The organism is Microbacterium sp. NPDC079356, from assembly GCF_049545465.1.
Classification (GTDB): Bacteria; Actinomycetota; Actinomycetes; order Actinomycetales; family Microbacteriaceae; genus Microbacterium; species Microbacterium gawkjiense.
In genome coordinates, this window is sequence record NZ_JBMWDN010000002.1 from 788686 (window position 1) to 800689 (window position 12004).

Sequence of the window (12004 nt, forward strand, 5' to 3'; positions counted from 1 at the left end):
CATGGACGCCACCGCTCCCGCCCTTCCCGGCCGTGCGGTGCTGCAGCAGCGCTGGAGCGGGGCGTGCTTCCTGCACTGGCGCGTCGACCCGTCGCAGGTCGCGCCACTGCTGCCGCCGGGCACCGAACCCGACGTGTTCGACGGGTCGGCGTGGGTGGGCCTCATCCCGTTCGTCCTCAGCGAGTTCCGGTTCCTGCCGCTGCCCCCGGTCCCGTTCGTGGGCCGGTTCGTCGAGATCAACGTCCGGACGTACGCGCGGGATGCCGACGGTCGCCGCGGCGTCGTCTTCCAGACGCTCGAGGCCGAACACCTCCTGCCGGTCCTCGGCGCGCGCGCCGTGTTCGGGCTCCCCTACCGCTGGGCGAAGGCGGCGACGCGCACGGACGGCGACGCGATCGAGTACGCGTCGCGGCGGCATCCGGGCTTCGGGGATCGGGTGCGCACCCGCATCCGCGTCACCCCCGGGACCGAGGCCGTCGACGACGAGCTGAGCCGGTTCCTCACGGCGCGCTGGGGCTTCCACGAACGGCACCTCGGCCGGACGATCTGGGCCGCGAACGAGCACGAGCCGTGGCCGCTCGTCCGCGCGACGGTCGACCGTCTCGACGACGGTCTGCTGGCGGATGCCGGCTTCCCCGGCCTCGCGGACCGCGCACCCGACTCGGTGCTCGCGATGCCGGCCCGGCACCCCGGGGTGGTCACCCGGTTCTCGGGCGCACGCCGCGTGCGCTGAGCGCGACCTGGGAGCGCGCCCACCGGTCGCGGCTAGCATGGCGGCATGCAGCTCTGGGTCGTCGCGATCGGGGCCGCGGTGGCGGAGTTCTGGTGGGTCGCGCCCGCCGCGGTCGGCGCCGGCGCGGTCAGCGTCCTCAGCGTGCGACGCGGGCGCACCACCCGCGCGCGGCGCCTCGGCCTCACCGCCGCGCAGCGCGAACTGCAGCAGGCGCGCTCCGAGGCGGTCGGCGCCCGCGCCGCAGCGCGCGTCGCGCAGGCCGAGCTCGTCCGCGCCGAAGCCGAGCGTGCCGCCGGCCGCGCCCGCCCCGACGACGTCCGCGCCGCGCGCCGCGCGCTCGAGACCGCCCAGCGCGCGAAGGCCGCGGCGACCGCGACCATCCGCGTCGCCCGCGCCCGCGTGAGCGCCGAGCGCGCCGCCATCCCCGCCCGCGGCACCGATCCGAAGCACCTCCCCCTCGCGCGCCTCATGGCCGCCCACGACGCGATCGCCGCGCGCTGGATGGAATACGAGACGGATGCCGCCCGCCGCCTCGCCTTCCCCGCGATGAGCGACGTGCGGGTCCCCGCGACGGCCGAGTTCCTGCGCCTCGAGGGCGCCGCCCGCGAGCTGCGCCCGGCATCCCCCACCGCGAAGCTCACCCCCGAGCAGTTCACCGCCTACCGGTCCGCCGTCGACGAGGTGGGCCGTGCCTTCGCCGCCGCCGAGCAGGAGGCGTGGCGCCGCGCCGGGCACCGCCCCGACGACGCCCCGACCGACGCACCCGCCGCGCCCGTGTGGACGGTCATCGCCGGTGAGGCGATCGCCCGCTCGGTCGACGGCATCACGCGCGCGGCGGAGGGCGCGGCATCCGCTCTCGACGCCTACCGGTCGCGCCGCGGCGGTCGTGACGATCGTCCCCGCACGTAAGGTGTAGCGGGTGGACGGATTCTGGGCCTTCGCCGGCAACTACTGGTGGCTCGTGTTCCCGCTCTTCGGACTCGCCTCGGCCGCCAGCGGCTCGTGGGCGTCCGCCTCGAAGCGTCGGCACAAGCAGCGCCTCGAGATCATGAAGGCGAAAGCCGAGCTCACCGCCGCCCGTGCCGCCGTCAAGCGCGGCATCGGCTCGGCCTCCGCAGCCGAGGTCGAGGCGCCGTCGCAGTCCCTCGCCGATCAGCTCGACGACCTGCGCGCCGTGCACGACGAGGTCACGCATCGCTGGCTGGACTACGAGCTCGACGTCGCCAAGCTCATCGCGTTCCCGTCGATGAGCGACGGCCGCGACCCGCTCACCGCCGGGTTCCTGCGCGCCAAGAAGGTCGCCGACCGCGCGCGACCGGCCGACGGGTCGAAGCCGTCCGCCGACCAGGTGCGCGAGTACCGCAAGGCCGTCACCGACTTCGAGGTCGCCTTCGACCTCGCCGAGCGCGAGGCCCGTCGGGTGCGCGACTCCGGATTGACCGACGCCGAGCGCAAGCGCCTCGCGACGGCATCCCGCATGCTCGCCGTCGCGACCGACGAAGCCGCCACCCCCGCCGAGCGCCACCTCGCCTACCAGCGCGTGCGCGAGGAGATCGACGGGCTCATCGCCCTGTCGGACGAGGCGGTCGAGGTGCTGGAGAAGAAGGTCGCCCAGCCGCTGACGCAGCGTCCGCACGACGAAGGGGACCCGGCCGCAGCCGGATCCCCCTGACGTCGCCGACGGTCAGTCGGTGACGATCGTGCCGTAGGCGTCGGGGTTCTCCTCGAGCCACGCGTCGATCGCCTCGGCCTCCTTGCCCTCGCCGTACTCGTTCACGACCATGTCCTCGAGCGAGGCGTACTGCTCGTCGTCGAGGGTGATCCCCTTGATGAGCTCCGCCGCCTCGGGGTACTCCTCGGCGAAGCCGTCCGTGCCGAGGAAGTGCAGCGCCTCGGCCTCTCCCATTGCACCCTTCGGGTCTTCGAGGTCCTTCAGGCCGTACCGATCGTTGGCCCAGAACGGCCGCCACGAGGTCACGACGATGTCGCGCTCGGCAGCGATCGCGCTGTCGAGCTCGGTCAGCATCGCCGCGGTGGACGAGGTCACGAGCTGGTAGCTGTCGTCGAGACCGTACGCGGGGATCATCGACTCCTGCGTCTGCTTCGTCAGACCCGCACCGGGCTCGATGCCGTAGATCTTGCCACCGAAGCGGTCGGCGTTCGCCTCGAGGTCCTCGATCGAGTCGATGTCGACGTACTCGGGCACAGCGATGGTGAGCTTGGCACCGTCGTAGTACGAGCCGAGGTCCTCGATCTGGTCGCCGTACTCGTCCATGTAGGACTTGTGGGTCAGCTCGGGCCAGGCCGACGGGTAGATGTCGACGTCGCCCTGCGCGAGGCCGGCGTACAGCGGGCCCGCCTCGGTGAGCTCCTGCATCTCGACCGTGTAGCCGATCTTCTCGAGCTGATCCTCGAGCAGGTACGCGGTGCTGAGGCCGTCGGTCCACGACGGGAGGTAGCCGAGCGTGATCGTGCCGAGGCTCTCGTCACCTCCCTCGTTCGAACCGCCCTCGGCCTGGTTGCCGCTGGCGCAGCCGGCCAGCGCGAGGGATGCCGTGGCGCCGATCGCGAGGATGCCGGTCAGGTGTCGCTTGTTCATGAAGTGCCTTCCGTATGTGATTGCTGGTTCCGTATCGTGCAGGTCCGGGTGCAACCGGACGGTGCGGCCGGGGCCGCACGTTGGGTGGTCAGAGGCCGCCGGTGGCGATGGCCGCGCGTCGCGGCGACGCCGTCTCGCGCTCCGCCTCGGCTGCCGCGTCCTCGGCGTCGCCGCGAGGAGCACCGTCGCCGCCCGATCCGCGGCGGCGCCGCGCCATCGCTCCGAGCAGCGACCCGCGCTGGTTCTTCAGATCGCCGAGCGCGCCGGTCAGGCGGTCGAGGTACACCGCGAGGATCACGACGCTGAGGCCGGCCTCGACGCCCTTCGCGATGTTGACTGTCGACATCGCCTGGACGATCTCCTTGCCGAGACCGTCGGCGCCGGCGATGCCGGCGATGACCGCCATCGACAGGGCGAGCATGATGAGCTGGTTGACGCCCGCCATGATGCTGGGCATCGCTAGCGGCAGCTGTACGCCGCGCAGGATCTGGCCGGGCGTCGCACCGAAGGCGTGGCCGGCCTCGACGGTCTCGTTGTCCACTCCGCGGATGCCGAGCTCGGTGAGTCGCACGCCCGGGGGCAGCGCGAAGATCACGGTCGCGATCACGCCGGGTACCACGCCGATGCTGAAGAAGACGATCGCCGGGATCAGGTAGACGAACGCCGGCATGCTCTGCATGAGATCGAGCACCGGGCGGATGGCGGCGCTGAACGCGTCGCTGCGCGCCGCCGCGATGCCGACGGGCACCGCGATGGCGACGGCGATGAGCGCCGCGATGAGCACGAGAGCGAGGGTCTGCATCGCGGTCACCCACTGACCGACGCCCAGGATCAGCACGAAGCCGATCACGGTGCCGATCGCGAAACGCCACGAGCGCAGCAGCCAGGCGAGTGCGGCGAACAGCACGATCGCGACGACGATGGGCAGCGCGAGCAGCCCGTCGGCGAGCGTGTCGACCAGCCAGCCGACCACCGTCGAGATGAACGAGAGCAGCCATCCGAGCGTGTCGCGGATCCAGTCGACGGCGGCGTCGGCCCATTCGCCGACGGGGATGCGGAAACCATCCATCAGCGCACCACCTCCGCGTCGGATGCGGGGCCTTCGCCGGCGGCACCTGCGAGGGCTGCGTCGATCTCGGCGCCCGGGACCGGGTCGAGGATGACGGGGATCTCGGTGGTCTCGGTCGTCGAGGGGCCGAGCGCGGTGAGCAGCGTGATGCGCGGGATGACGCCGACGAGGCGACCCTCGGCATCCGTCACCGCCAGCGGCAGCGGCGACTCGGCGGCGGGGACGAACAGGTCCATGAGGACGTCGTCGCGGCCGACGGCCTGCGGCACGGCGCGCAGCAGCGACGAGATGGTCGTCTCGCCGCGGCGGACGAGCTTGAGCGCGTCGCGGTCGGTGATCATGCCGAGGAGCTTGCGGCTGCGGTCGGTCACGTAGACGGCGGCCATGCGCGCGTCGCGCATGGTGCGCAGCGCCGTGCGGGGACCGGCGGCCACGGTCACCGAGACCGAGCCGGGACGCTCCATGACGTTCGCCGCCGTGAGCACGCGCGCACGGTCGACGTCCTGCACGAACTGCTCGACGTAGTCGTTGGCGGGGTCGGTGAGGATGTCCTCGGGGGTGCCGATCTGCACGATGCGCCCGTCGCGCATGACCGCGATCCGGTCACCGAGGAACATCGCTTCGTTCAGGTCGTGCGTGATGAAGATGATCGTCTTCTGCAGGGTCTGCTGCAGTTCGAGCAGCTGCTCCTGCATCTCGCGGCGGATGAGCGGGTCGAGCGCGCTGAACGCCTCATCCATCAGCAGGATGTCGGTGTCGGCGGCGAGCGCGCGGGCGATGCCGACGCGCTGCTGCATGCCGCCCGACAGCGCCGAGGGCAGCTTGTCGCCCCAGCCCTCGAGGCCGACGAGCGCGAGGATCTCCTCGGCCTTCGCGAGGCGCTCGGCTTTGGGGGCGCCCTGCAGTTCGAGCGGGTAGGCCACGTTGGCGGCGACGGTGCGGTGCGGCAGCAGGGCGAAGTGCTGGAACACCATCGCGATGCGCTCACGACGGATGCCGCGCAGCTTCGCGGCCGGGATGCCGGTGATCGGCTCGCCGTGGACCAGCACCTCCCCGCCGGTCGCGTCGTGCAGGCCGTTGAGCATGCGGATGATGGTGGACTTACCCGACCCCGACAGGCCCATGATCACGAAGATCTCGCCCTTCTCGACGCGGAAGCTCGCGTCGATCACGGCGGCGGTACCCGCATCGCGGACGGCGTCCCGGCGTTCTCCCGCCTGCAGGCGCTTGACGGCCTGGGCGGGATTGCGTCCGAAGACTTTGAACAGATTCTTCGCTTCGACAGCGGCAGTTGTCACGTGCTTCCCTCGGCGGGCGCGCACGCGTCCGCATAGGTAGCGCCCGGGTGGCGGTCACCGGCATCCGCACGAGCGAAAACGTCACTCGAGTGCAGCGCTCCGACGACGAACATCGGGCTCGTCATCCAGACCGCCGACCATACGCCCGCTCGTCGTCGACACCTCAGGATGTCGGTTCGAAGGGGCGCGGACTGGTCGTCGAGGGCGCGAGGCCCTTCTTCGACGGTAACGAAGATCGTTGACCGGGATCAAATCGATCCATCGGGTTGCATGAGTCGCCGACGGTCGGTATCACGCGCGCGCCGGGGCGACGACACGGCGTCGGGATCCGCCAGAATCAGGAGAGCCCGAGAAGAGGAGCGCCATGAGCGAGTTCGCACGACGGATCGACGGCACGACGATCGAGCAGTTGCGCTCGACGGGGGCCACCAAGTGGTCGGCGGATGACGGGACGCTCGGCGCGTTCGTCGCCGAGATGGACTTCGGGATCGACCCGACGATCACGGCCGCCCTGCACCGCGCGGTGGATGCCGGGTCGTTCGGCTACATGCCGCGGGGGATCTCGGCGGATCTCTCGGCGGCGACCGCCGAATTCGTCGCGCGTCGGTACGGGTGGCAGGTGGCGGCATCCGACGTGCAGCCGATCCCCGACGTCATCATGGGTCTCGAGCTCGCGATGGAGCACTGCTCCGCCGCCGGATCGAAGATCATCGTGCCGACGCCGTCGTACATGCCGTTCCTCTTCGTGCCGCCGATGCGCGGGCGGGAGGTCATCGAGGTGCCGCTCGCCGTCCGCGACGGTCGGTACGAGTTCGACCTCGACGCGCTGCAGCGCGCCTTCGACGACGGCGGTGGCCTCCTTCTACTCTGCAACCCCTACAACCCGGTGGGGCGCGCGTTCTCGCGGGACGAGCTCGTCGCGATCTCAGAGGTCGTCGAACGCAACGGCGGTCGCGTGTTCTCGGACGAGATCTGGGCGCCCCTCGTCTACGGCGGCGCCACCCATACCCCCTATGCGACGGTCTCCCCCGCCGCGGCGCAGCACACGATCACGGCGATGAGCGCGTCGAAGGCGTGGAACCTGCCGGGGCTCAAGTGCGCGCAGCTCGTGCTCACGAGCGACGCCGACCGCGAGACATGGGAGAAGCTCGGCCCCTTCGCCGGTCACGGCACCAGCAACCTCGGCGCCATCGCGAACGCGACGGCCTACCGCGAGGGCGACCCGTGGCTCGCCGACCTCGTGCCCTACCTCGAACAGAACCGCGACACCCTCCTCGACCTGCTCGCCGAGGAGATCCCCGGCGCCTGGATGCCCAAACCCGAGGGGACGTACGTCGGCTGGATCGACTTCCGCGCCGTCGGGCTCGGCGACCGCCCCGCGGACTTCTTCACCCGCGAGGCCGGCGTCACCCTCACCGAGGGGTCGATGTGCGGCGTGGCCGGCACGGGCTTCACCCGCCTGATCTTCGCGACGCCGAGGCCGATCCTCGAGCAGATCGTCCGCCGCCTCGGGCAGGCGGTCCGCTCCGTCTGATTCCGGCCGCACGGCCCTCTTGACACTCCTCCGGTTCAATGGTTACCTACTCATGTAACTAACCAACGAACAACGCGGAGTCGGAATGGTCGATGAAGGACGCCCGCTCTTCCTGCAGATCGCGGAGAGCATCGAGGACTCGATCATCGACGGCAGCCTGTCCGAACAGGACCAGGCGCCGTCGACGAACGAGCTCGCCGCCTTCCATCGCATCAACCCGGCCACCGCGGCGAAGGGGATCACGATGCTCACGGACAAGGGTGTGCTGGTCAAGCGACGCGGCATCGGCATGTTCGTCGCCGACGGTGCGCGCGAACTCCTGCTCACCGAGCGGCGCTCGGCCTTCGCCGACCGCTACCTCGACCCGCTGATCGCCGAAGCCCGCAAGCTCGGCCTCGGCCCCGACGACCTCGCGCGCCTGCTGGCGGAGCGCGCCACCGCATCCGGAACGAAAGGAACCGCACGATGACCGCCGTCATCGAGGTGAAGAACCTCACCAAGCGCTACCGCGACACCACCGCCGTGGACGACATCTCGTTCACCATCGAGCGCGACTCGATCTACGGGCTGCTCGGCCGCAACGGCGCCGGCAAGACCACCGTCATGTCGATCCTCACGGCGCAGAACTTCCCGACCGCGGGCGAGGTCCGCGTGTTCGGCGAGTCGCCCTACGAGAACGCCGCCGTGCTCAGCCGCATGTGCTTCGTGCGGGAGAGCCAGAAGTACCCCGACGACGCGACGCCGCTGCACGCGTTCCGCATCGCGCGGCTGTTCTACCCGCACTGGGACCAGGCGCTCGCGGACAAGCTCATCCGCGAGTTCCGGCTGCCCGTGAAGACGCGCATCAAGAAGCTGTCCCGCGGTCAGCTCTCGGCCGTCGGCGTCATCATCGGCATCGCGGCCCGCGCCGAGGTCACCTTCTTCGACGAGCCGTACCTGGGGTTGGATGCCGTCGCCCGCCAGATCTTCTACGACCGGCTGCTCGAGGACTACGCCGAGCACCCGCGCACCATCATCCTGTCGAGCCACCTGATCGACGAGGTCTCGAACCTGCTCGAGAAGGTCATCGTGATCGACGGCGGCCGGATCGTGATGGACGAGGACACCGAGTCCGTGCGCGGCCGGGCCGCCACGGTCGTCGGCGATTCGGCGGCCGTCGAGGCGTTCGTCGCCGGCCGCGAGGTGATCCACCGCGAGACCCTCGGCCGCGTCACGAGCGCCACGGTGATCGGCGAGCTGACCGCTGCGGACCGCGCCGAACTGGCGGCATCCGGCCTCGACGTCACCCCCGTCTCACTGCAGCAGCTCATCGTGCGGCAGACCCAGAACGCCGCCACCACCGACGAAGGAGCACTCCGATGAACCGCACCCTCAACGTCGTGCGCATGCAGCTCGTCAACCGCGCCACCTACATCTGGGTGCCGTTGATCATCCTCGGCGGCACGCTCCTCATCAGTCTCGCGATCTTCGGGCTCATCTCGAGCAGCGGCGCCGACGCGCAGATGTTCGGCGGCGGCGCGCAGGCACCGCTGTGGTACTTCGGCGTCGTCGGCGTGCAGGCCCTCACCCTGACGTTCCCGTTCTCGCAGGCCATGAGCGTCACCCGGCGCGAGTTCTCCCTCGGCACCCTGCTGACCGCCGCCCTGACGTCGTTCGTGCTCGCCGCCCTCTTCATCGTGGGCGGGCTCATCGAGCAGGCGACGGACGGCTGGGGCCTCGGCGGCTACATGTTCTACCTGCCGTGGGTCTGGTCGCAGGGCCCCGTCGTCGCGGGACTGTTCTTCTTCGGGCTCGCGATGCTGTTCTTCGTCGTCGGGTTCTGCGCGGCCACCGTCTACAAGCGGTGGGGCAACCTCGTCCTCACGGTCGTGCTCGTCTCGCTGGGCTTCGTGCTCATCGGCGCGATGTGGCTCGTGGGGCAGCTGCGGGCGTGGGGTGATCTGTTCGCCTTCTTCGGCTCGCTGACGCCCATCGCGGTGACCGGTGGGATGGTGCTGGTCGGCGCCCTGCTGGCCGCCCTCTCGTACGGGATGCTGCGACGCGCCATCGCGTGACGGAGCCCTCGTGACCGGCGCGGCCGGGGATCGCACTCGCGGTCCCCGGCCGCGCTACGATGCGGAACACCGACCCGACGCTGGGAGCACCATGGCACGTCTGAGCCCCGATCCGACGACCGACTTCGAGGCCGCGAGGGCTGCGGTCAGGGCCGAACTCGGCGGACCGGATGCGGCGTTCGACGCCCGCCTGCAGGAGTCCCTGCCCGTGCTGCACGACCTGTTCCGGCAGCTCTACGGCGAGCGCGAGGACGGCCGCGAGGCGCTGGCCGCCGTCGTCGCGTCGGCCGCCGCGAGCTGGCGCGACCGGCCCGACGACCTGAAGGCGCTCGACCGTCGGCGCACGGCCGACCCGGGGTGGTACCTGTCGGAGCGGATGCTGGGCGGCGTCTGCTACGTCGACCGGTACGCGGGGTCGCTCCGCGGCATCCGGGATCGCATCCCCTACTTCCGCGAACTCGGGCTCACCTATCTGCACCTCATGCCGCTGTTCGCCTCGCCCGAAGGCAACAACGACGGCGGGTACGCGGTGTCGAGCTACCGCGCCGTCGACGAGAAGCTCGGCACGATGGACGACCTCGCCGAGCTCGCCGCCGACCTGCGCGAGGCCGGGATCTCGCTCGTCGTCGACTTCATCTTCAATCACACGAGCAACGAGCACGAGTGGGCGCAGAAGGCGGTCGCGGGTGAGCCGGGGTACGAGGACTTCTACCTGATCTTCCCCGACCGGACGATGCCCGACCGGTACGAGGAGACCGTCCGCGAGATCTTCCCCGACGACCACCCGGGCGCGTTCGTGCAGCTGGATGACGGCCGCTGGATCTGGGCGACGTTCTACCACTTCCAGTGGGACCTCAACTATGCGAACCCGGCGGTGTTCCGCGCGATGGCCGGCGAGATGCTGTTCCTCGCGAACCAGGGCGTCGAGGTGCTGCGGATGGATGCCGTCGCCTTCATCTGGAAGCGGCTCGGCACGACGTGCGAGTCGCTGCCCGAGGCGCACCTGCTGCTGCGCGCCTTCAACCAGGTGCTGTCGCTGGGCGCTCCGTCGGTGCTCTTCAAGTCCGAGGCGATCGTGCACCCCGACGAGGTCATCACCTACATCTCGACCGACGAGTGCCAGCTCTCGTACAACCCACTGCAGATGGCGCTCGGGTGGGAGGCTCTTGCGACCCGCGACGGACGCCTCCTGCAGAAGGCGCTCGACGAGCGTCACGCCCTGCCCGCCGGCACTGCGTGGGTGAACTACGTCCGCAGTCACGACGACATCGGCTGGACCTTCGCCGACGAGGATGCCGCGACCCTCGGCATCGACGGCTACTCCCACCGCCGGTTCCTCAACGACTTCTACGTGGGCCGCTTCCCCAGCACGTTTTCGCGCGGGGTGCCCTTCCAGGAGAACCCGAAGACCGGCGACGCCCGGGTGACGGGGACGACGGCGTCGCTCGCCGGCGTCGAGGCGGGCGACCCCGGCGGCGAGGACCGCGTCATCCTCGCGCATGCGCTCGCGCTGTCGACCGGCGGCATCCCCCTGCTCTACCTCGGTGACGAGCTGGGTCAGCTCAACGACTACACCTACCGCGACGACCCGGCCCACGCGGGCGACAGCCGCTGGGTGCACCGACCGGCGGCCGACCCGGCCGCGTTCGCCGCGCGGCGCGACCCGTCGACAGTGGCGGGCCGCATCCACGCCCGGCTGACGGCGCTGATCGAGGCGCGGCGGCGGACGCCGGAGTTCGCGGACATCCCGCTGACGCCGTTCCACACGCCGCATCCGTCGGTCGTCGGCTTCCAGCGCATCGGCGGGGGCGTCGTGCTCGTGCTCGCGAACGTCGGCGATGACGCGGTCGTCGTCGACGCCGAGACGCTCTCGGGGTTCCGAACCGACGCGACCGACGTCGTCACCGGCGAGGGCGTCGACCTGTCGGGCGGGCTCGAGCTGCCGGCGCACGGGTTCCGCTGGCTGCGGGTGCGGCCGGTCTGACGCCTGCTGTCACGGGATGCCACGGATGCCGCGCGGCGCGCCGCGGCATCCATTCATCCACCGGCGTGTCGCCTCGGACCCATTGCATCCGTGAACGCCGGCGGCGCAGCCGCGGGTTCAGCTATCGGGCGTCCGGGAAGTCGCGATAGTTGCTCCTTGCGAATGATGGCCTCCGTGGCGTTCAATCGCACGCCCTGCGCCACGAAAGTTGCGCAAGTGTAGAGCGAACGCCGACCTCCAGAAGATCACAGGTAGACGCGCAGGGAGACTCGCGTTTCGACCGCGCCCAACCTTCTTCCGGGGGATCCTGACCCCGTTTCCCGGACGGTTCTTGTGTGTTGATCATGCCGCGATTTCGGTGGTGGTGTGAAGGGCTTCGTAATCGGCGGGGCTGAGGTCTCCGAGGCTGGTGTGCCGGCGGTGCGGGTTGTAAAAGCCCTCGATCCACTCGAACATCGCCGACGCGAGCTGGGTCTTGGAGTCCCAGGTCGTGCGGTCCAGAAGCTCGCGCTGCATTGTGGACCAAAAGCTCTCGATGAGCGCGTTGTCCACGGACGACGCGACTCTGCCCATCGATCCGAGCAGCCGGCTTGCCGGAGCCGGTGGCCGAACAGCCAGCTGGTGTATTGGGCTCCGCGGATGCTCTCCTAAGAGTCAAGCGGCGATTCTCCTCGGTTTCGTGTTCGGGGTGATGTGTTCGATGCCGGGGTTGAGGAGGAAGTAGACCTCGCGG

General features: G+C 70.4%; 12 protein-coding genes. 8 read left to right on the forward strand and 4 right to left on the reverse strand.

Going from position 1 to position 12004, the window contains the following annotated elements; all coding sequences use genetic code 11:
- Position 1: 1 nt before the first annotated feature.
- Genes ACPEH0_RS08510 through ACPEH0_RS08520 form a run of 3 tightly spaced genes read left to right on the forward strand, consistent with a single transcriptional unit; the run spans position 2 to position 2405 of the window.
- A complete protein-coding gene (locus tag ACPEH0_RS08510; protein WP_217529018.1) occupies positions 2 to 733 on the forward strand; it encodes a YqjF family protein in 732 nt (243 codons plus the stop codon).
- A gap of 45 nt (positions 734 to 778) precedes the next feature.
- On the forward strand, positions 779 to 1642 hold the full coding sequence (locus ACPEH0_RS08515) for a hypothetical protein (RefSeq protein ID WP_217529016.1): 864 nt from the start codon (positions 779 to 781) through the stop codon (positions 1640 to 1642).
- Positions 1643 to 1652: 10 nt separating this feature from the next.
- Entirely contained in the window at positions 1653 to 2405 is a 753-nt protein-coding gene (locus ACPEH0_RS08520; RefSeq protein WP_366213428.1) for a hypothetical protein, read from the forward strand.
- A gap of 12 nt (positions 2406 to 2417) precedes the next feature.
- On the opposite strand, the gene ACPEH0_RS08525 is transcribed toward ACPEH0_RS08520, so the two are convergent.
- From ACPEH0_RS08525 to ACPEH0_RS08535, 3 genes are all read right to left on the reverse strand, one after another.
- Positions 2418 to 3332 carry a glycine betaine ABC transporter substrate-binding protein gene (locus ACPEH0_RS08525; protein ID WP_253035073.1) on the reverse strand — a complete coding sequence of 305 codons (915 nt, stop codon included), beginning with the start codon at positions 3330 to 3332 and terminating at the stop codon, positions 2418 to 2420.
- A gap of 88 nt (positions 3333 to 3420) precedes the next feature.
- A complete protein-coding gene (locus ACPEH0_RS08530) occupies positions 3421 to 4401 on the reverse strand; it encodes an ABC transporter permease (RefSeq protein WP_366213427.1) in 981 nt (326 codons plus the stop codon).
- The gene (locus ACPEH0_RS08535) at positions 4401 to 5699 is read right to left on the reverse strand and encodes a quaternary amine ABC transporter ATP-binding protein (protein ID WP_366213426.1); all 1299 of its coding nucleotides are present in this window, start codon (positions 5697 to 5699) and stop codon (positions 4401 to 4403) included. The genes ACPEH0_RS08530 and ACPEH0_RS08535 overlap by 1 nt, the downstream gene beginning before the upstream one ends.
- A 364-nt stretch (positions 5700 to 6063) precedes the next feature.
- Here ACPEH0_RS08535 and ACPEH0_RS08540 point away from each other — a divergent pair, with 364 nt between their 5' ends.
- The 5 genes from ACPEH0_RS08540 to ACPEH0_RS08560 all read left to right on the forward strand — a co-directional run bounded on the left by ACPEH0_RS08540 (position 6064) and on the right by ACPEH0_RS08560 (position 11271).
- Positions 6064 to 7233, forward strand: a complete 1170-nt coding sequence (locus ACPEH0_RS08540; protein ID WP_366213425.1) for a MalY/PatB family protein — start codon at positions 6064 to 6066, stop codon at positions 7231 to 7233.
- 85 nt (positions 7234 to 7318) lie between these two features.
- Positions 7319 to 7702 carry a GntR family transcriptional regulator gene (locus ACPEH0_RS08545; protein WP_064002872.1) on the forward strand — a complete coding sequence of 128 codons (384 nt, stop codon included), beginning with the start codon at positions 7319 to 7321 and terminating at the stop codon, positions 7700 to 7702.
- The gene (locus tag ACPEH0_RS08550) at positions 7699 to 8595 is read left to right on the forward strand and encodes an ABC transporter ATP-binding protein (RefSeq protein ID WP_064002871.1); all 897 of its coding nucleotides are present in this window, start codon (positions 7699 to 7701) and stop codon (positions 8593 to 8595) included. Before ACPEH0_RS08545 ends, ACPEH0_RS08550 begins: the two co-directional genes overlap by 4 nt.
- The gene (locus ACPEH0_RS08555) at positions 8592 to 9287 is read left to right on the forward strand and encodes a hypothetical protein (RefSeq protein WP_366213424.1); all 696 of its coding nucleotides are present in this window, start codon (positions 8592 to 8594) and stop codon (positions 9285 to 9287) included. Before ACPEH0_RS08550 ends, ACPEH0_RS08555 begins: the two co-directional genes overlap by 4 nt.
- A gap of 91 nt (positions 9288 to 9378) precedes the next feature.
- Positions 9379 to 11271: an amylosucrase gene (locus ACPEH0_RS08560; RefSeq protein ID WP_366213423.1), complete on the forward strand. Its 1893-nt coding sequence runs from the start codon at positions 9379 to 9381 to the stop codon at positions 11269 to 11271.
- Positions 11272 to 11613: 342 nt separating this feature from the next.
- Here the strand turns inward: ACPEH0_RS08560 and ACPEH0_RS08565 are convergent, their stop codons facing one another.
- On the reverse strand, positions 11614 to 11844 hold the full coding sequence (locus ACPEH0_RS08565) for an integrase core domain-containing protein (RefSeq protein WP_366213422.1): 231 nt from the start codon (positions 11842 to 11844) through the stop codon (positions 11614 to 11616).
- Positions 11845 to 12004: the final 160 nt, after the last annotated feature.